Raw genomic sequence first — 18,021 nt, forward strand, 5'->3', positions numbered from 1 at the left:
CAAGAGGCCCCACACCAATGGGTGTGGGGCCCATACTCTTTTGGCCTTCAGCCCTCCTTCGCCGGGCCAAGGCGTTGTACTTCTCGGCCATCATCTGAGCGCAGGACAAGCTGCCCGTTCTCCATGGAAAAGGTGCCGGACTGGCTGGCGAGCGCATTCCGGTCGGACGTCTCTTTGAGAACGGCGTTGTACATCTTCCGGATCGGGTCACGATCCCATTCCGGGCGAGAGTCGAGGCGGAAGCGCAGGACTTGCCCGTACCGGTCTCGGTCCGTAGGTGCGTGGGGTTCGTCCCCGTCGACCCAGGCCCATGCCTTTCGCGCTGGGAGGTCAACCTGCCCCGTCAGCTGTACTGGCGTCTCGCTGTCTTCTGTAGGGGGAAGCAGGAGCGCGGCAGGGCTCACGTTGAGCGCGAGCCCGAGCGCGACCAGGTCGTCCGTGTCGACCCGTCGTTCGCCCTTCTCAATCCGTGTGATTCCGGTGGCGGGGATCGAGTGCCCCAGCTCCTTCAGTGCGGCGGCGAGGCGCGTCGTCGAAAGACCGCGATCGGTGCGGAAACGGAGCACGTTGGCCGCGACGTAGCGGCTGACCGGTCCCCATCCGGATGGTTTCGGAGACTCAGGGGGTGGCGTCTTCGCTGTCATTTTCGCAGCGTCTCATGCGAATCCTTGCATAGTCAACGCCAGTCCCGTACTGTTCCAATTGTCGCAGCAAACGCTGCGATTCTTGGAGGTAGTCATGCCTGGAAGCGCAGCGACTGCTCTCGATCCGGAAGAGCTCCTTACTCCGATTGAGGCTGCGCGCGTCACAAAGCTCAGCGTCTCCACGCTCAAGGACAAGCGATGGAAGGGTACTGGCCCCCGCTACATCAAGCTCTCGCCCGGGCGCGGCGGCCGGATTCGGTACCGCCGTAGGGATGTCGAGCAGTGGCTCACTGGTCGCTCCGTCGGGAGCGCCGCCTGATGGCCGCGACTGCGACCACGGCTTCCCGACCGAAGACGCTCGCGGACCTGTACGAGGACCGCGACCTGAGCCCGGCGCAAGCGCGCCGACTCGTCGCCCTTCTCGGCCTCGCTGCTCCTCGCCAGCCGCAGGCCAGCGACGACGAGGCGGCCTGACGACGCGAGGCGGCCCGGTCGTCGGTGTCATCACCACCAGCGACCGGGCCTGAAACGCAGGCCCCGTCCAACAGCGAAGCCCCGGGCTCATCGCTCGCCAGCGACCCGAGGCTACGCATCACAGAAAGGCACCACGTCCTGTGAACAGCTTCGCACACCGGGCCCCGCGGCAGAAGCGCAGCGGCTCGCACCACGGATACCGGCCCCGCAACGCCCGCATGCGACACGGCTCCCGGAAGTCCGGGGCTCAGCTGCGCGCCCTGAACTCTCCGGCCCGAAACGGTGTCCGCGCCGAGCTGCGCGCGGCCCGTCTGTCGAGGGCCGTCTGATGTCCCGCCGCGTCGGCCACCTCCGTCTAGCCCATTCGGCGGAACGGGGGCGGCCCGCGCCCACGCACGACCGCTGGGCCAGCCGGATCGCGGCCCGCTACGGACTCACCTTGGCTGAAGCCCGCGCCGAACTCAGACGACTTGCCGAACACGGCTGGCAGACCTGGGAGTTCCACGCCCGCTTCGACTCTGATCGCAAGGACAAGACCGCGTGAGCGAGTACGACCAGATCATTGCGGGCCTCAACGCCCACGGGAGCCGCAGGAGCGGCACCTCGGGCTGGCAATGCCCTGCTCACGACGACCGCAACGCCTCCCTCTCCGTCAACGAGAAGGACGGCAAGCCTCTGGTCTACTGCCAGGCCGGTTGCCACACCGATGACGTCCTCGACGCCATCGACCTGAGCTGGCCGAAGCTGCGCGAGGAGAAGCCCGGCCCGCGGAAGACCGCGTGGATCGCGTCGTACGAGTACACCGACGAACGCGGTGGCGTGCTTTTCGTGAAGGAGCGCGGCGAGCCGAAGACCTTCCGCGTGTACCGGCCGCTCACCGGAGGCCGGCGCCAGTACAAGGACGTGTTCGGCGGTCCGAAGCCGCCCCGCCGCGTCCTCTACCGACTGCCCGCCGTCGTGAAAGCCATCGCCGGAGGTGAGCCCATCTTCCTTGTCGAGGGCGAGAAGGACGTGCACTCCGCCGAGCGCGCCGGGGCGACCGCCACCTGCAATTACGAGGGCGCCGCGAGGGCAGACCAGCGGCCCAAGTGGCGATCGGAGTACGGAGACTTGCTCAAGGGCGCCCACGTCGTCATCGTCGCCGACAACGACGACGCTGGCCGGGCTCACGCCGCTGCCGCATACGCCGACCTGCGACGAAAGGCGGCATCCGTCCAAGTCGTCCGCGGTCTGGTGAACCGGGAGAAGGCTGACCTCACCGACCACCTCGCCGCCGGACACAGCCTCGATGACCTTGTTCCACTCGACCACGAGGACGACCAGAGGCCAGAAGGCATCGAAGAGGAGCCTCTGCTCGACCCCGAGACCATGTCGTCCGAGGAGTACTTCGAGGCGTCTGTCGACCGGCTGCTCGGCGACCTCCTCGACACCGACGGCCTCGACAAGATCAAGCCCCTCGAACCCCTCGTCGGTGACCTACTTGCTCTCAACACTCTTTCTCGGGTCATCGGGCCGTCCGGCACCTTCAAGAGCTTCGTACTGCTGGATATAGCCGGGCACATCGGGACAGGCGTGAAGTGGCACGGCCAGTACGTCCGGCAAGGCACGGTCGTCTACCTCGTCGCCGAAGGCGAACAGGGCATCCGCAAACGCGTCCGCGCTTGGGAGCAACACCATGGCATGCGCATGGACAACGTCCGGTTCCTACCCCGTCCCGTCCAAGCTGCGAGCCCGGAGTGGGAGGTACTGATCGAGGCGATGCGCCGCATCGGTCCCGCTCTGATCGTCATCGACACACAGGCCCGCGTCACGCTCGGCGTCGAGGAGAACTCCAACACGGAGATGGGCCGTGTCGTCGACCGCATGGATCAGCTGCGGTCCTCAACGCGGGCCTGTGTCACGCTGGTCCACCACACCGGGCACGTCGGCGAGCACGGGCGTGGCGCCTCTGCGGTGAAGGGTGCGCTCCAGTCCGAACTGATGGTCTCCCGAAAGGGCGACAAGATCCCGAACACGGTCCTCACGATCAAGTCTGGCAAGCAGAAGGATGAGGACCAGGACGGCGACTTCCAGTTCGGGTTGAAGAAGATTTCCCTCGACGGCGAGGCGAAGCCTGACGGCCGACCGGTGACGTCCCTGGTGCTGGTGTCGCTGGACGCGCCGCTGGACGGCCCTCTTCCAGCTCCGGAGGGCAGCGTCGAGTGGATCGTGCAGCAACTCGACCAGGCCGGCGTGCCCGTCGAGTACGGCCGTCGTCGGCTGGCTGAGGAGTGCCAGAGGCTCGGATTCCGGGCTGGAAACGACCGCTTGAACGAGGTGGCGGCACTTCGAAAGAGCCGGTCCGGAGAGCGGTCCTACTCACAAGTAACTCAAGCGGTCCTGGAGGGCGGGACCGGACCGGAGGAAACCGCAGATCAGACCGGTCCCGGACCGGTTGCGGACCGCGTAGGACCGGCACCCAAAAACCGGCGGTCCTCTCCCCTCTCCCTAGGGAGAGGACCGGTGGTGCAAGAGGGGCCACAGTGCTTTATCTGCCACACCCGCCTCGACGCCGACTGGGCCGCACGCGGAAACGACCGGCACGTCGGATGCTGAGGGTCAGCCATGGACATCAAGCCCTGGCTCGAACGAGCCGACCGCGTACGAGGCGAAGGCCCCTACTGCTACGCCGACTTCGCCCGCGACCTTGCCCAGCAACTCACCTGGCTCGGCGCCCTCGACGTCGCCACGGCACTCCGGTCGTTCGTGTACGGCCAGCCCGGCGGCAGCGACCTGCACAAGGCCGTGGAGCCGCTCTATCGCCGTCTCGGGTGGGAGCAGGCGGCGCTCGTCGCCTGCTGGTTCCGCGACGCACGCAACCGGCCCGACGCCCGCCTCAAGAAGCCTCCCAGCGGCAGGCGCCCCGGCGGCTGGCCGACCGCCGCCAATCCCCAAGCCCCGAAGACCGCAGCCTGAATGGAGACCCCGTGACCGAGTCTGCGTCCCACGTCGAGCAGCAGATACAGCAGCGCATCGCCGCGGCCCGAGCCAAGGTTCAGGCCGCCCAGCGGCGCCGTGACGAACTCAGCGCCGCCCGTCGGCGCGGCCTCGCAGCACGGCACGCGAACAAACTGCGACGCCTCGCAGAGGCCGAGCAGCGACGCCAGGACGCCCAGCCCGCGGAAGCGGCAGAACCCTTCGCCACGCGTGAATAAGGGGCGTCGAGACGTCGCCCGTTATACGTACAACGGGCCGGAGGTTGGTGTGGGTGCGTGTGTCCGGTGACAGCCGTGCGGGTCAGGTTCGAAAGGAGTTGGTACAGGTGAACGGGTACGGACTGGCGGCGGTGATCGTCGCCTCCGTGGCAGCGGTCGCTGTCGCGCTGCTGTGGGCGTTGGTTCGGGTGGCGCAGCAACGAGAGGCGGCGGAGCCGGACGACCAGACTGGCGGCGCGGATCCGCGGCAGCGGCTCGCTGAGGCAGTCGAGCGCGCCAAGGGCGAGCGTCGGGGCAGCTTCTGATGGGCCGCGGACAGAAGCTGTTGCGGCTGCTGGACAGCGCACGGTCTGACCTGATGGACGCGGCCGGCCTCGGGCTGCTGGCCACGGCAGCGTTCACCTGGTGCGCCACGGCCGGGTTCGCTGCGGCCGGCGTGGCGGTGCTGCTGCTGAACTTCCGGATGACCGAGGGGCGCAGGTGAGCCAGCAGCACCATCTGCTCGGCGCGCCGGTGGTGGCGCTGGGGATCCCGGAGTTCGTGACGGAGGCACTGTCGCCGCTGCAATGTCGGGAGGACCCCGACGCGTACTTCACGGACGGACTGCGGCCAGGCCAGGCGCGGGTGCTGTGCACGGGCTGTGGCTACGTGGAGCTCTGCGGGGCGTATGCGCTTGAGCGGCCGGAGTTGTGGGGTGTGTGGGGTGGGACGACGCGGCGGGAGCGGGAGGCGCTTCGGCGGCGCGCTGCATGAGGGGGGCGTTGCGTTGGCCAGAAGGTGCGATGGCCAGAGGTGCGATGGGTGACGAGCGGTCCGGTGGCGTCTGCCGCCGGTTGTCAGGACAAGCGATCAAGGAGTGATGGTCATGTCGGTGCAGATCACGGTGGAACAGGTCGAGCGGGCAGAGGCGCGGGCCGGTGAGGCGGAGGAAGCCCGGTCGGTTGCGGCGCGGAGGTTGGAGGCGTCGCCGTACTCGGACGTCGCAGCGTTGGAGCACAGTGAGGCGGCGCGGGTGGCGGCGCAGCAGCGGGCGAACGCCAGGGAAGTTCGGCAGGCGTACGAGCAGCAGCGGGAGGAGGAGCGGCGCTGGGCGTCGAGGCCGCAGCTGGAGCAGGCGGCGGCCGCCGAGATTCGCGCCGCGGGCCGCGACTTGGAGAGCGCGACGAAGGCGCTGATGGAGGCAGCGACGAGGGCGCAGGGTGCGCTGGTGGCGCTGGCGGACGCCGGCGTTTCGTACAACGAGGCGCTGGCCGGGCACGTGCAGACGCTTGCTGCGGCGGGGTTGGACTTCGGTGGAGGTGCCAGCGGTGGCGACCGCAACGTACTTGGCGTTGACCGGCTCAAGGTGAAGGGACGGGAGTATCTGCCGGTGGATCCGGGGGCGGTGGCGGCGTGGGTTTTGCGTCGGGCGGCTGAGGCGCGGCTGTCGCCGTATCACCACCTGGTGCCGCGGCTGGAATGGCTCGGGAAGAGCGTGGAGGCAGATCAGCCGGAGTTGGCTCGGTCGGTTCCGGAACCACCGGCGAAGAGTTTCCCTGAGCCGCCTCGGCTGCGGATGCCTAGCTTCTGAGAGGCCAGGCGGACGCAACCAGTTTCGTCGGCCCTGTAGCGCCGCACAGGGGTCGGCCAGATTGCAGACTGTCGAGATCGAACAATCCGATACGGCGAAGGCCCGACCCCGGGAGACTCGGAGCCGGGCCTTTTGGTGCATGCCATCAACCGCAACCAGTGTCTACTCTACCGCTTTTGGCAGGTCAAACGGCGTAAACTGGGTGCAGCCATTCGACCTTGTCGCAGTAGGTGCGGCAGCAACCGCAAGGGAGACGAATTGTGGTGACCCAACAAGAGTTGTCTGAGGCGCAGGCCGCCGTGGAGGCGGCGGAGTTGAAGCTGGACAGAGCCGAGGCGCATCACGCACGTGCGGGCAGCGAGCAGGCCGTCACGGAGCTGCGTGCAGCTCGCGCTGACGCGCATGCGGCGAGGGACTGGTATCGCTCGCTGGCGGCTCGCTTCGCCCGAGAGCAGGCGGCTGGGCGGGCGCGTGAGACGGCCGAAGCCAGTTTCCCGGAGAAGGAGCGCAAGGCGGTCACGCGGCGGCTGGAGAAGGCGCGTGACGAGGCTGTGGCGGCGCTGGTGGAGGCGGAGCGGGTGGCAGGTCGGCTGCTTGCCGCGGTGGCTGCGTACGAGGGTGTGGTGCGGGAGACGGCGGCCGGGTTGAAGGCTCGGGGTCTGGCGGCTGGTGAGGGTGGCGAGGACGGCGGTACGGCGGGCGGTGTCGTGCACCTGGGTGGTGAGGTGTGGAGGCCGGCGGATGCTCCGTCGTTGCTGGCGTCGGTGGCGCGGTCGGCGGTGGCTGCGCGGGATCCGCGGCATCCGGTTGCGCGGTGGCGGCAGGTGGTTGGGCTGCCTGATCGGGCGGCTCAGGTCGAGTTGATGGCGCGGGCGGCTGTCCGGTGAGCGGGGACGTGTTCGCCGGCGAGTACGGCGTGGGCGGTGCCGCACTGACACTGTTCCCTCGCAGATGGCCCGCTCATAGAGGTGCGACGTCTGATCTGTTGCCGACGGCTGGTCAGCGGCCGGGGGCATCCGGCATCGTCTATGCATGAACTGGGGAGACGTACCGACTTGGGCTGCCTTCGGCGTGGCCGCGGTGGCCGCAGTGATCAGCGGCATCGCCCTGAAGCACAGCAGGGAATCGGCGCAGTCAGCGAAACGGTCTGCGGCCGCGGCAGGCCGGTCTGCGGCTGCTGCCGAGCGTTCGGCAGTTGCCGACGAGGCCACCCTGTCCGAGATGCGGCGGGAGGCACAGGAGCGACGTGACGCCGAGGCCGAGGCCAAGCGCCCCAAGCCCGAGTTGCGGGTGAACTGGATAGGCGGAGTCCGGTATCTCCTGCAGAACGTTGGAACGGGCCCCGCAGTGAACGTGAGAACCGTCCAGGCGGGGCAACCGGGCCAGTGCCGAGATCTACCGGACGGTGTGACGATCGGCCCTGGTGAAGGACATCCATTCGCCATCTTGACTGCGCTGGGTTTGCCGGTGCCAACATCGATCTACGTGACGTGGGACGGGCAGGTCGCACCGGTAGCGTTGCCCCTACCGCAGTGATCTCTGGTGTGTCTGCCCGTCTCGATCGGCATGCTTCCCAACGGCTCGCCGAGGCGAGCGTTCACGGGACCAGCTCTGCCAGAGATTCCCGACCCTCCATCGGAGCGGGCGTCTTCGAGTTGGCTGCGGGCTACGGCCGCGCCGGTTTCAGTATGTGCCTTGTCATGGACTGAGCCCGCCCGCCTCCTGATGCCTGGGGTGCTGGAGACGGGCGGGCGATCAGCGGGGCTCTGGAGTGGTTTCACACAGCCGAGGAGCTGCTGTTCGTGCACGCCCCAGTCGGGTGTGCTGTAGCCCTACGAGGCAGGAACGAGCTCCATCTCGATCGCGAGAACGCCGAGGGCTTCCTTCTCTGGCGGATAGATCTCGCGGATGTTCTTCAGCTGCTCGTCGCGGGGCGACGTCGGGTTGACGGTCGCTGGCCCTTCGCCGTCGAGCAGCGCCTCGAAGTCCTCGTACTCCGTCACCCGCAGCACCCGCACGTCGCACACCTCGGCGGTGCCCTTGATCCGGAAGCGGATCGTGTCATCCGCAGCCATGTCAGCCAGGTGCGGATACTTCACCCGGACCTCGATCGTTTTACTGCCGGCCGCCACCAGCTCGAAGTACCTGCGGTAGAGGTTCAGATCGTGCCTGCGGGCGGCCGTGGTGTTGCTCATGGGGTCGTGACGCTCCTTGTCGGTTGGGACATCAGGCGGCCGAACTCGCCCGCTGAGTAGGAGCGGTAGAAGTGCCGCGGGTCAGCGAAGAGGACATCGGCCATGTCGAGCAGCTGGTCGGCGTAGTCGGACAACGAGCCCGGCCACATCCGCGTATCGAGCATCCACGGGGCCGTGCCCTCCGGCAACGGCGCCTTGCCCTCCCGGATGAGGCTCTTCGACAGCTTGGCGCCGCTGTCCGTGACGACCTGCGGGCAGAAAAGCCGGGTGGGTAGCTGCGCGCCGGTCAGGCCGATAGCGGTCAGGGCCTGGTCGATGAGCTGCGAGCCGAAGACCCAGTCGCCGCCCTTGACCATGACGGTCAGCCGGTCACGGTCCATGGCGGCGCTGAGTTCCTTGACCAGGTTCCGATACAGGGTCGACAGGTCGAGGTAGCCGGTACCGGCCGGGCCGAGGATGACCTGGTAGGGCCCGTGGTGCAGGCAGACGGCGGAGATCTCGGCGTGGTCCGTGTCGAGCAGGATTCGTGTGCGCTCGGCGTGCTTCTCGGCCCAGCCGCAGCCTGGCGTGGGGCAAGGGACGCGGACGTGGGGGACGCCGTGTGAGGGGTCGAGCCACCATCGTGCGGCGTCGATTCGCCGGTGGGCGCGTAGCCAGGTCTGCCGGAAGCGTTCGCTCTCCTGGAGGCGGGAGTACATCTCGATGGAGTACGGGATCGACAGGCGTTCGGACAGCGCGGCGAACAGGGGCCGGTAGAGGGTGTCTACCTGTTCGGCGAGGGTTTCCTCGCCGAGGGCCTGGGCGTAGGCGCGCTGATACCGGTGGCCGGATGCGGGGTCGGTGACGAGTTCGTGCGGGGCGTTGTCGAGGGCGCCGAACGCCACCTCGACCGGTAAACCGAACCGGTCTCGGACACGGGCTGCTGCGGCGAACGTGAGCGACTGAACGAGTGAGGTGCCCAGATGGGGCACTCCGTTGATCTGGGTGCCGACGGAGAAGACGACGCAGGTGGGGCGGTCGGCTTGGAGTCGGGGCGCGAGGATGTCTGTGACGGCGCTGAGCGCGTTGGCCAGCACCGTGTTCGGTGAGACGGGATACGCGGTCATGGGAGTGCTCCCTGGCTGGTGTGCGGGGCGACGGTGGCGAGGCGTGCTCAGCTCTTGCTGAGGGCCGTGTAGTGGTCGCACAGGGCGTTGACGGACCGGGCCAGCCTCATCGCGACGGACATGCGGACCGGGCTGTTCTCGCCGGTCCCGAGGCGCAGTCGCGTCTCGGCTTCGCGGACGCCAGCCATCGCGCACGCCGCGGGGATGTCGCCCTTCGGCAGCCCGCACGCCAGCTTCTCCACCTCAGGGATCAGCAGCTGGAGGTGCCCGCGCAGAGCAAGCCGCAGCGCCTCCAGCTCATTCCCGCCGATCGGCTTCGCGTCTCCGGCAAGCAGTCGGCGCGCAGTGGCACGCATGGTGGCCAGGTCCGGCGGGTCTTCTACAACGGCGGCCATGCCTGCATCACTCCCACTACGCTGAGTTGTCCGGCTATCACCCATGACGGTAGGTAGCGGTGAACGCCGGTTGTAGTGACTGCGAGTACGGGTATCGGCCCGCCGTGGGCGGGCGAGGAGACGCCATGGGGCAGCAGGCGCACGGAACCCCGACCGGTGGTCAGGGAACGCCCTCACGGGCGCGTGGGGGCATCATCTCGGGCTACGTCTTCAGGGTCATACGCGAGCAGCTGGGGCACACGCAGGACAGCCTTGCCGAGCTGTTCGGGGTAGCGCCCGACACGGTCGCCGGCTGGGAGACCGGGCGGCGCCCGATGACCTCCTTGCCGGTGGGACAGATGCTGATGCATCGCCACCGGCTCATGCAGATGGGCACGTCGCCCGCCCTGCTCGCCGCCCTCGAACGCGCCATGGAAGCCGACATGCTGCTGACCAGCGCGCTGGAAGAGGAAGCACCCGCAGGGCCCAACCCGCTCGGCGCGTGGGTCATGCAGCGCGACCTCGTAGAGGTGCTGACCTGGCCCCTCAACAGTGTCCCGCCCAGCCCTGTGCGCGACCTGCCGACGCCCCCTCGTTCACGCCGCGGCCCGGTACCGACGGCACCGGAACTGCCCAAGACCGACCGCCACCGGTTCTTCACCCGCATGCGGGAGACGGCCGAGCAGGCCCGAGGTGGCCGGGACTTCCTGCTGCGCCGGCAGGCCCTCTACCTAGCTGGGTTCGACCAGGCCGCCGACACCTCCGAGTGGCTGGCCCATCAGCAGCGAACCGAGCGGCCGGACGACTGGCTGACGAAGTGGCTCAACTCCCGCTCGGTCGCCGCAGTGGCCGCACGCCAGGGCGACCGGGACCGTATGACCCACTTCATTGGCCGCACCCTGGGCGACAACGACCGCGCCGAGGCGGCGAACCTGAACTACTGGGCGTACTGGGTCGGTGAGTCCCAGCACGCCCAGCTGTCGGACGACTTCATCGGCGAGGCGGCGCCCGGCTCCTGGTACGGCGAGCGGCTGATGGCCCACCTGGTCCGCGGCCTCACGCCGCGGCACGGATTCTTTGACCTCAACGTCCACACGCTGTGGGCGCTGCTCGCCGCCCGCCCGAATCTGCTGCGCGCACGGTCGGACGCTGGGCGGGCCCTGCGTGAACGCCTGCCGGTGATGTTGGATGACTCCGAGCTTTCGCCGCAGGCGCGGCGGGAGCTGGAGGGCATCCGGTACGCAATCCGCCTCGCCGAGGCGTGAAAGGGGACACCAGTGGGTGAGCAGGACCTGGCGGACGTAGCCCACTTTCTTTGGGAGGCGGGCACGTTGAAGTCGGCCCGGCGGACAGGCTGGTGGATGGCGGGCGTTCGTGACCCCGAGAGCGTCGCCGAGCACGCATGGCGCACATCCATCATCGCCTCGGTCATCGCCACTCTGGAGGGCGCCGACGCAGCGCGGGCTGCGCACCTGGCGGTGTGGCACGACTCGCAAGAAACGCGCACGGGCGACGTGAACCATTTGGGGAAGAAGTACGCGGCCCCTGGCGATCCTGTGGCGGTGACGGCGGACCAGACGGCAGGAATGCCCGAGGTACTGCGTGCCGCGGTCCGTGCGGTCGTCGCCGAGTACGAGGCGAAGGAAACGCCTGAGGCCATCTGTGCCCGCGACGCGGACAAGCTGGAGTGCATGTTGCAGGGCCTTGAGTACAAGGGGCAGGGGTACGAGGCGGCTCAGCGGTGGGTCGACAACAGCCGGGCCCGGATCGTCACCAGGTCCGGGCAGCTGCTTGCTGACCAGCTGCTGGCTCAGGCGCCGCTCGACTGGCTGCACGCGGCTATGGGCGAGCGCAGTTGACCCCAGGAACACGAAGCGGCCCCGTCCTCCGAGGAGAGCGGGGTGCTTCGGCAGCTCCTGCTGGTCCGCCAGTCAGACCTTGAGGCGGAACACCACGTGCTCGACGCCATCCAGGATGGTCGTCTCCGTGGTGCGCTCGTACAGCTCCTCAGGCTCGAACGGGGTATCGAAGAGGAGGTTCGAGTCCGTGTCGAGGTTCTTGTAGGTATCGGTAGTACCGTCCTTCGTGCCGCCCTCGAAGACGACGCGCGTGATGTCCATGGCGGCGCACTCTGCGTCATGCCACGGCGATCCGCAAGCAAGTCAGCGAGTTCCCGCCCCGTGGGTACACCGCCACACACTGTGCCCGCGCCGGCCGACGAACAGTACGCAGGCCCGCTACTCCTCGGGCACGAGTTCGTCAGGCTCCAGCGAGAAGAACACCACGAAGGCATCAGGCCCTTCGTTCGCCCGCTTCACGGAACTGTCGTAGAGGTGGTTGAAGAGCTGCTGCCGGGAGTGTCCCGGCAGCGGAGCGACAGTCCCCTCATACGTTGCCATCTCGTAGTACCGTCCCTTCGGCCAAGCCAGGGTGAGGACGTATTGCCAGCGCTTCCGGACGATTGGCTTGGGGCTCACGCTGCGAACTCCTTGTACGAGGCACGGCCGGTGGGCGAAGGAATCCGTCCGGCCGGACGGGAGAAGATGCGGCGCAGCTCTTCGACCACGTCGAGGGGAGGCTCGGGGGCCTCGGCGACGCGAGCGTGGATGGCGGCGACGGTCTTCGGACCGAGGATCGCGAGCCGTTCCTCGCGTGTCATGCTGCGGCCCGATTGAGGCAGCGGAGGCGGATAACTTCCGCCTCGATCGCCTCAACCGAGCCCAGCGGATGACCGGGGTAGTAGGCCGCCTCCGCTGCCTCACGAGGGCTCCGTGACGCCTGCTCCGCAACCGCGTCCGCAAGGACTTCAGCCGCTGCCGCGATCGCCCGGGCCCGGGTTGGCAGGTACGCAGTGGTCGACATGTGCTCTGGGCTACTCATACCTGCATTCCTCCCCGCCTCCTCAGATTCTGCTCCGCCTGAGAGTGCGGTTTGTTCGCGTCCCGCCACCTGTGTGGCGGTATGTGGAGGCGGTTCCAAGCCAGCCGGGCGAGGCTGGTGGCATGGATCCTGCGATGCCCGTGGTCGTGTATCCGCCCGCCGAGGACGGCGGTCGACGAGTCCGTGTCGGAGAGCAGTTCGTCGGCATGGCGTACACGTTGCTGGACATCGTCGAGTTCCTGCGGCGCGCAGGCCTTGAGGACGTCGAGCCGGAGGACGTGGCCGGTGCCGGGTGGGTTGAGTGGCGGGACGGTGGCCCGCGGACGTGGGAGCGGTGAATCGGGTCCGACGACGCGAAAATCAGGCCAAGGCAGCAAGTCACGATATGGGCAACGCCCCGGCGCGCTGTCAGTGCGTCCCAGGTCTCTCACACGTCGCTTGAGCAGCAGTTTTCTCTCTGATGTAGATCATTTGTGTGAGCTCGCAGGGACTGCAACCTGTTTCGATTTTCGAAAAATCCGGGTATTCTGGATCCATGCCGAACGAGGAGAGAGCCCTACAGAACCGCGTCCGGTCGCTCATGGAGAGCGCGGGGATGACCCAGACCCAACTGGCCGAAGCTATCGGAATCACGAAGCCGAAGCTGTCGCTGTCCCTCGGCGGAGATCGCCGCTTCTCCACCTATGAGCTGGCGGCCATCGCGGAACAGTTCCACACGACCGTGGACTACCTACTCAGCGGGAAAACGCCGCGGAGGGCCGCTCTCGCTGCTCGCGATGACTCGGACAAGTCACCGGGGTGGGAGGTGGCCGTGAAGCGTGCCGAGACTCTTGATGAGACCGAAGCCGCGTTGAACGATCTTGGCATTCCTACGATCCTTACGCCGCTCGAAGACTGGCAGCGTCCCACGCTCAACGGACTTGCGATCACCGTCGGTCCTGCGCTGGCGGATGCTGCACGTGCCCTCCTCGCGGACGGCTTCCGCGACGACATGCCCGGCGCGATCGAGGACGCCTTCGGTATCCACGTCGCTGCCCAGCCGTTCGGCCCCGGTTTCGACGGCCTCTCCTGGCGGAGCGAGGACTGCCGGATCATCGTGATCAATACGGATGCTGCCTGGAGCCGGCAACGCTTCACGCTGGCTCACGAGCTCGAGCATCACCTGGCGGGTGACGTCGATGCGGATGGTCTCGTCGTCGACAAGGATGTGATGTCGACGCACCAACGCATTCCAGAGATGCGTGCCAACTCATTCGCCGCCGCGCTGCTCATGCCAGAGCAGGAGATCCGGGAACGCGTCAAAGACACAGTGACCCCGGAATTGTTCGCGTCCTTGATCGGTGTGTTCCTCGTTTCCTCCGACGCGCTGGCTTGGCGGCTCAAGAACCTGGGGCTCGTCAATAACGCCGAGCGGAGCTCGTTCTCCCGCATGTCCGCAGCCGAGGCGGCGCGAGAGGGCGATTGGGAGGATCGCTACTTCGAGCTGGTCAAGCACCAGAGCAGGCAGCGGCCGCCAGAGGCGCTCGTGGAGCGTTCTCTGCGGGCATTCATGGCTGGCGACATCAGCGCTCAGTGGCCGGCGCGCGTGCTTGGCTGCGACGCGGACTTGCTCCATGAGGCTTTGGACGGAGCAGCGAGCGAGGTGGCTGAGGACAAGGAACCGGTGTTCACTCCGTGACGATCCTGGTGACCGATGCCTGCTCTGTGATCAACTTTGCTGCGTCAGGCGATATGGAATTGCTCAAGTCGGGCCTTTTGGTCCGCACGCCTCGTTGCACGCAGGCCGTACACGCCGAACTGTGTAAGTGGGCCCACAACTTTCCGGGACTGCGGCCTTTGCTCGATGAGAGCTGGCTAGGTGAGCCGATCGAGCTCAACCGGACGCAGGACCAGAAGGACGTCGGTCGCCTCCGTACCGCCCTCGGCGGTACCCGCAACGAGCCGACTCTCCACCTGGGAGAGGCCGAGTCTATCCATGCGATGCGCACGCGAGATGAGCTCGCGGGGGCGGTGCTACTGACCGACGATCGGGACGCGGCCCGTATGGCCAACCGCAGCAGCCTCACGACCTGGGACACCACACGATTGCTCGCAGAACTCCACGTCAGTGGGGACCTGGAGTGGGACGAGGCGCAACAGGTCCTCCGACGGATGGAGGACGAAAACCGCGGGGTCCGCATACCCGCGACGTACCAGGAGTTCACGCAGGGCTGACTCCGAGGCATGCGAGAGCCCCTGCCCCGGACATAATGGAAGCGGCTCCGCCCACCCACTGCTGGGGACGGGCCGCCGACCTACTTGGCCGACTTCTTGATCGGGTCGAGGAGCAGGACGTGGACGGTCGCCACGGCGATGAACCCCCGTAGCGCCGAGGTGTAGGCGTCGTTGTAGTCCGGCTTCACTGCGGCCAGCGCGCACCAGATCGCGCTCCCTAGGGTGTACAGGCCAGCCACCCAGACAGGGACGACGCGACGCCGCCATGCGACGACGAACGGCACGAATGCGAGGACGGACAGGCTGGCAAGAGGTAAGGCCGCCCAAGCCCAGCGTTGCCATGGGGCGTGGAACATGCGGGGTCGGGGCGCGTAGGTTAAGTGGTTGTTCGCGGAGGAGTCCGTGTGTGCGGGCATGGCGCACAGCTTGGCGGTCGGATCCTGCTCGTGTCTGGTCTTCTCCGATTCCGCGGGGCCGCGGGTGACGCGGTGGCTCTTGGACGGGTCACAGTCCAGCAACACGCGCCCGCACTCCGTTGATCAGCTGCCACTGTTTTTGGAGTTCGCGCAGCCGAGAACAAGGGGGGCCTGTGCGCCGTACCGTCCTGCCCATCGTCGCCGTCCTGTTGACTGCCGCTTGCAGCTCCGGTGGAGCGGACACCGAGTCGAAGCCGACACACACGCCGACTCCGCGAGCGGCGCAGAGTAGCCGGCCCGCGGCGGCATCTACGCCCAGCGCGTCCCACACGACCAAGCCGAAGCCGACACGGTCGAAGCAGTGCTCACCGACGCGTGACGTCATCGTCTGGTACAGGATGCCGGGCGTCCCCGACAGCGCTCAGGTGCTCGGTAACTACTATCTGGCGACCTGCGAAACAACGTTCCAGTGGCTACCAAAGTCATCGCCTACGACGGCCGGCACGTGTACCCAGGCGGCCTATGCGAGCGACAACCCCGGCTACAACGCCGACGCCACACCCGCGAAGCGCCTGAAGCACGTGCAGGTGTCTGTCGGGCCGGGCTGCTGAGGGAGGGACGCAAAGATGGGGCAGCCAGAGTCCGTTTCCGGGTCTCCGGCCGCCCCTTCGAGGTTGCCTCCCTCCCCTCCCTGACTGGCCATTTCCGCAGGTCATGCACAGGGAGGCGGTCTAGGGAGGCAGGTAGGGAGAACTCCCTCAGATCTCGTCGTCTCCCTGATCGTCGGTGTCCTCGGCGAGACGTTCCAGGATGGCGTCCTGGACGCGGTCCCGGGCCACGACCATGCGCCCGTCGGACTTGTACTGCTGCGCACCGAAGGGCTCCAGCGCCTTCTTCAGATCGGCCGGCCCCCAGCTGCCGTAGGCGTCGTGGTTCTTCGCGGCGAGCAGGTGCAGCACCTCTTGGACCAGGATGCGCGTCTCGTCGCCGATGACGGCGGCGACGTCGGCCAGCGGATCCGGCGGCTCGAACGTCGGCTCCGCGGCCGGGCCGGTTCCGTCGTACACGCCCATCGACCGCTCGACGACCGGCGTCACCTCGTCGATGCCCTTCTCGGCGTCCCGCTGCACGTAGTAGGCGCGGATGACCTCGAACGGTTTCGATGTGAAGCCCACGGACACGGCGGTACCGATGTCCTGGCCGGGCACGAGCTCGGTCGCCCGGATGCCGGCCTTGTACCGGCCCGAGCCGAGCAGGCCATCGTTGGCGACCTGATCGCCGACCGCGAACGCCACCCGGTGCGACGTGTTGCGGGTGACGTCCCGAGGGATGCTGTCCGCAGTCGGGGAGACGGTCACCCAGATGAGGGTGATGCCCACCTTGCGGGCCTTCTTCATGACACGGATGGCCAGCTCAGCGGCCTCTTTGCCGTAGTCCTTGTCCATGAACAGTTCGTGGCACTCGTCGAAGACGACGACCCGGGGCCGCATCCGCGGGTCCTTCAGCGCCATGTCGCGGGTCAGCTTCGGCGAGTCGCCGCCGAGCTCTTCCAGCAGCTTGCCGCGCTCGGTGACCTCGGCTGTCAGCGTCCGCAGCCGGTCGAGTGCGGCCTTCAACTGCTCTTTGTCGTCGCCCTTGACCAGCGTGCGCAGGCGGGGCTTGAGCGGGTCGTAGTCCACGTTCGTGGCCATCACGTACACCTCGGCCTCGACGAGCGGGTCGAGGATGGCGCCGAGCAGGAGTGCCACGACGATGCTGGTCTTGCCGGAGCCCATGATGCCGCCGACGATCCAGTTGCAGGCCATCAGCTTTCCGATGATGGGCTCGCCGCGCTGCGACAAGGCAACGGGCACGCCCTTGAAGTAGTCGGTGACGCCCTCGGTGAGCAGCGGCCACGGCGGCACTTTCCCGGACAGAGAGCCCTGGTCAGCCACCCACAGGTCGAGAACGCCCGGCTCTTTCGGAGGTTCGGTCGGCCACACCTCGACCGGCTTACGGAGCAGGTTGTGCGCCAGGACGTTCTTCTTCACGTTGACCATCTCGACGGTGACCCCGATCGGCAGCTGCAGCTTGGTGTGCCAGCCGTTGCCGGAACGGGTCGTGGGCTGCGCCCAACGCGGCTGCCACCCTTCCTTGACGGCCTTGTTCAGCGGAGCGATCCCGAGGCCGCCCAGAGCCCGCAGGATGGCGCCCTCGTCGGGCACCGCGCCGCCGTGCTCGCCCTCGACAGCAGGCAGTGCCCAGTTGGGCGCGGAGCGCTGGTTGCGGCCGACGGCCCACACGCCGGCCAGGGCCAGCCAGGGCAGCGCGTACAGCAGCGGATCCCAGACCACGGAGACGATCCAGGCGAGCATGGCGACGAACCCGACGACTGCTTCGAGGGGCCCGAGCACGTCGTGCACATCGTGATGCGCCCACGCGATCAGAATGCTCAGGATCAGCAGCAGACCTGCGCTGGCCACGGTTCCCGTGAACAGGGCCTTCGGCGCGTTGAGCGCCATCTGCAGCAGCTCCATACGCCGCTTCTGCCGAGCCGCCCGATAGGAGCTGATCCGCTGCTCCCACTCGCGGACCAGTTCCTCGTTCCCGCCGGCCTCCGCGATGCGCATCATCCGTTCGTAGCGGGCCGCGGTCCGCCCGTCCCACGCCCGCCGGGCCAGGATCCGGGTACCGCCCACCAGGTAAGAGCCGTGCCGGATGGCCAGCCGGTAGCCCGAGTTCGTGCGGGTCTCGACGACGACACGACGCAGATGGTCGATACGGATACGGCGCCGCGGTGCGGATGGTTTCGTGACCGGCTCGACGGCTGCGGGGGTGGTCGTCTCGGGGGTGAACTTCAGTAGGGACACCTGCGGGTTGACGTGCCCGTTTACCTTCTCGGGGGCGGTGTCGGTCATCCTGGTCTTCCTCGCTCCTTCGGGAGGGATGGGGCCCGGGGACGGCGCCTGCTTGGT

General features: G+C 67.7%; 26 protein-coding genes. 17 read left to right on the forward strand and 9 right to left on the reverse strand.

All coding sequences use genetic code 11. The features are described 5' to 3' along the window. Positions 1 to 47: 47 nt before the first annotated feature. Positions 48 to 644: a helix-turn-helix domain-containing protein gene (locus tag ACIPK3_RS01955; protein ID WP_402565735.1), complete on the reverse strand. Its 597-nt coding sequence runs from the start codon at positions 642 to 644 to the stop codon at positions 48 to 50. Between the two features lie 94 nt (positions 645 to 738). Between ACIPK3_RS01955 and ACIPK3_RS01960 the strand changes: the two genes are divergently transcribed. The 12 genes from ACIPK3_RS01960 (at position 739) to ACIPK3_RS02015 (ending at position 7,418) form a co-directional block, all read left to right on the forward strand. Next, entirely contained in the window at positions 739 to 963 is a 225-nt protein-coding gene (locus ACIPK3_RS01960; RefSeq protein ID WP_402566834.1) for a helix-turn-helix transcriptional regulator, read from the forward strand. Beyond that, positions 963 to 1,118 (forward strand): hypothetical protein, encoded by a 156-nt coding sequence (locus tag ACIPK3_RS01965; protein ID WP_402565737.1) that lies wholly within the window; start codon positions 963 to 965, stop codon positions 1,116 to 1,118. The genes ACIPK3_RS01960 and ACIPK3_RS01965 overlap by 1 nt, the downstream gene beginning before the upstream one ends. A 140-nt stretch (positions 1,119 to 1,258) precedes the next feature. Further along, complete coding sequence (locus tag ACIPK3_RS01970) at positions 1,259 to 1,447, forward strand: hypothetical protein (protein ID WP_402565739.1); 189 nt, start codon at positions 1,259 to 1,261, stop codon at positions 1,445 to 1,447. A 211-nt stretch (positions 1,448 to 1,658) separates the two neighbouring features. Next, positions 1,659 to 3,713, forward strand: coding sequence for an AAA family ATPase (locus ACIPK3_RS01975; protein WP_402565740.1), 2,055 nt, complete (start codon positions 1,659 to 1,661; stop codon positions 3,711 to 3,713). 9 nt (positions 3,714 to 3,722) lie between these two features. Next, positions 3,723 to 4,073, forward strand: a complete 351-nt coding sequence (locus tag ACIPK3_RS01980) for a hypothetical protein (protein WP_402565741.1) — start codon at positions 3,723 to 3,725, stop codon at positions 4,071 to 4,073. Positions 4,074 to 4,084: 11 nt separating this feature from the next. Beyond that, positions 4,085 to 4,312 carry a hypothetical protein gene (locus ACIPK3_RS01985; protein ID WP_402565743.1) on the forward strand — a complete coding sequence of 76 codons (228 nt, stop codon included), beginning with the start codon at positions 4,085 to 4,087 and terminating at the stop codon, positions 4,310 to 4,312. A gap of 107 nt (positions 4,313 to 4,419) precedes the next feature. Then, complete coding sequence (locus ACIPK3_RS01990) at positions 4,420 to 4,617, forward strand: hypothetical protein (protein ID WP_402565745.1); 198 nt, start codon at positions 4,420 to 4,422, stop codon at positions 4,615 to 4,617. Then, positions 4,617 to 4,796: a hypothetical protein gene (locus ACIPK3_RS01995; protein ID WP_402565747.1), complete on the forward strand. Its 180-nt coding sequence runs from the start codon at positions 4,617 to 4,619 to the stop codon at positions 4,794 to 4,796. Before ACIPK3_RS01990 ends, ACIPK3_RS01995 begins: the two co-directional genes overlap by 1 nt. Further along, positions 4,793 to 5,065 carry a WhiB family transcriptional regulator gene (locus ACIPK3_RS02000; protein ID WP_402565749.1) on the forward strand — a complete coding sequence of 91 codons (273 nt, stop codon included), beginning with the start codon at positions 4,793 to 4,795 and terminating at the stop codon, positions 5,063 to 5,065. Before ACIPK3_RS01995 ends, ACIPK3_RS02000 begins: the two co-directional genes overlap by 4 nt. Positions 5,066 to 5,177: 112 nt before the next feature. Continuing rightward, complete coding sequence (locus ACIPK3_RS02005) at positions 5,178 to 5,882, forward strand: hypothetical protein (protein ID WP_402565750.1); 705 nt, start codon at positions 5,178 to 5,180, stop codon at positions 5,880 to 5,882. A 263-nt stretch (positions 5,883 to 6,145) separates the two neighbouring features. Next, positions 6,146 to 6,769 (forward strand): hypothetical protein, encoded by a 624-nt coding sequence (locus tag ACIPK3_RS02010; protein ID WP_402565752.1) that lies wholly within the window; start codon positions 6,146 to 6,148, stop codon positions 6,767 to 6,769. A 145-nt stretch (positions 6,770 to 6,914) separates the two neighbouring features. Further along, positions 6,915 to 7,418 (forward strand): hypothetical protein, encoded by a 504-nt coding sequence (locus tag ACIPK3_RS02015; RefSeq protein WP_402565754.1) that lies wholly within the window; start codon positions 6,915 to 6,917, stop codon positions 7,416 to 7,418. Positions 7,419 to 7,714: 296 nt separating this feature from the next. On the opposite strand, the gene ACIPK3_RS02020 is transcribed toward ACIPK3_RS02015, so the two are convergent. The 3 genes from ACIPK3_RS02020 to ACIPK3_RS02030 are packed head-to-tail and all read right to left on the reverse strand — an operon-like array spanning position 7,715 to position 9,578. Next, on the reverse strand, positions 7,715 to 8,077 hold the full coding sequence (locus ACIPK3_RS02020; RefSeq protein ID WP_402565755.1) for an ASCH domain-containing protein: 363 nt from the start codon (positions 8,075 to 8,077) through the stop codon (positions 7,715 to 7,717). Beyond that, entirely contained in the window at positions 8,074 to 9,183 is a 1,110-nt protein-coding gene (locus ACIPK3_RS02025; RefSeq protein WP_402565757.1) for a hypothetical protein, read from the reverse strand. Before ACIPK3_RS02025 ends, ACIPK3_RS02020 begins: the two co-directional genes overlap by 4 nt. Before the next feature lie 47 nt (positions 9,184 to 9,230). After that, positions 9,231 to 9,578 carry a DUF6415 family natural product biosynthesis protein gene (locus ACIPK3_RS02030; RefSeq protein WP_402565758.1) on the reverse strand — a complete coding sequence of 116 codons (348 nt, stop codon included), beginning with the start codon at positions 9,576 to 9,578 and terminating at the stop codon, positions 9,231 to 9,233. Positions 9,579 to 9,703: 125 nt separating this feature from the next. Here ACIPK3_RS02030 and ACIPK3_RS02035 point away from each other — a divergent pair, with 125 nt between their 5' ends. After that, the gene (locus tag ACIPK3_RS02035; protein WP_402565760.1) at positions 9,704 to 10,822 is read left to right on the forward strand and encodes a helix-turn-helix domain-containing protein; all 1,119 of its coding nucleotides are present in this window, start codon (positions 9,704 to 9,706) and stop codon (positions 10,820 to 10,822) included. 12 nt (positions 10,823 to 10,834) lie between these two features. Then, entirely contained in the window at positions 10,835 to 11,416 is a 582-nt protein-coding gene (locus ACIPK3_RS02040) for an HD family hydrolase (RefSeq protein ID WP_402565762.1), read from the forward strand. A 72-nt stretch (positions 11,417 to 11,488) separates the two neighbouring features. On the opposite strand, the gene ACIPK3_RS02045 is transcribed toward ACIPK3_RS02040, so the two are convergent. The 3 genes from ACIPK3_RS02045 to ACIPK3_RS02055 all read right to left on the reverse strand — a co-directional run bounded on the left by ACIPK3_RS02045 (position 11,489) and on the right by ACIPK3_RS02055 (position 12,216). Continuing rightward, positions 11,489 to 11,677 carry a hypothetical protein gene (locus tag ACIPK3_RS02045; protein WP_402565764.1) on the reverse strand — a complete coding sequence of 63 codons (189 nt, stop codon included), beginning with the start codon at positions 11,675 to 11,677 and terminating at the stop codon, positions 11,489 to 11,491. A 117-nt stretch (positions 11,678 to 11,794) separates the two neighbouring features. Next, complete coding sequence (locus ACIPK3_RS02050) at positions 11,795 to 12,034, reverse strand: hypothetical protein (RefSeq protein WP_402565765.1); 240 nt, start codon at positions 12,032 to 12,034, stop codon at positions 11,795 to 11,797. Beyond that, the gene (locus ACIPK3_RS02055) at positions 12,031 to 12,216 is read right to left on the reverse strand and encodes a hypothetical protein (RefSeq protein ID WP_402565767.1); all 186 of its coding nucleotides are present in this window, start codon (positions 12,214 to 12,216) and stop codon (positions 12,031 to 12,033) included. The genes ACIPK3_RS02050 and ACIPK3_RS02055 overlap by 4 nt, the downstream gene beginning before the upstream one ends. 355 nt (positions 12,217 to 12,571) lie before the next feature. Between ACIPK3_RS02055 and ACIPK3_RS02060 the strand changes: the two genes are divergently transcribed. The 3 genes from ACIPK3_RS02060 (at position 12,572) to ACIPK3_RS02070 (ending at position 14,651) form a co-directional block, all read left to right on the forward strand. Continuing rightward, positions 12,572 to 12,775: a hypothetical protein gene (locus ACIPK3_RS02060; protein ID WP_402565769.1), complete on the forward strand. Its 204-nt coding sequence runs from the start codon at positions 12,572 to 12,574 to the stop codon at positions 12,773 to 12,775. Positions 12,776 to 12,972: 197 nt separating this feature from the next. Then, complete coding sequence (locus ACIPK3_RS02065) at positions 12,973 to 14,115, forward strand: helix-turn-helix domain-containing protein (protein ID WP_402565771.1); 1,143 nt, start codon at positions 12,973 to 12,975, stop codon at positions 14,113 to 14,115. Continuing rightward, entirely contained in the window at positions 14,112 to 14,651 is a 540-nt protein-coding gene (locus ACIPK3_RS02070) for a hypothetical protein (RefSeq protein ID WP_402565773.1), read from the forward strand. Before ACIPK3_RS02065 ends, ACIPK3_RS02070 begins: the two co-directional genes overlap by 4 nt. Before the next feature lie 80 nt (positions 14,652 to 14,731). Here ACIPK3_RS02070 and ACIPK3_RS02075 read toward each other — a convergent pair whose 3' ends face one another. Further along, positions 14,732 to 14,890 carry a hypothetical protein gene (locus tag ACIPK3_RS02075; RefSeq protein ID WP_402565775.1) on the reverse strand — a complete coding sequence of 53 codons (159 nt, stop codon included), beginning with the start codon at positions 14,888 to 14,890 and terminating at the stop codon, positions 14,732 to 14,734. A gap of 935 nt (positions 14,891 to 15,825) precedes the next feature. Beyond that, positions 15,826 to 17,964 carry a zonular occludens toxin domain-containing protein gene (locus ACIPK3_RS02080; RefSeq protein WP_402565776.1) on the reverse strand — a complete coding sequence of 713 codons (2,139 nt, stop codon included), beginning with the start codon at positions 17,962 to 17,964 and terminating at the stop codon, positions 15,826 to 15,828. Between the last annotated feature and the right edge of the window lie 57 nt (positions 17,965 to 18,021).

The organism is Streptomyces sp. NPDC086787 (assembly GCF_044745865.1).
GTDB lineage: Bacteria > Actinomycetota > Actinomycetes > Streptomycetales > Streptomycetaceae > Streptomyces.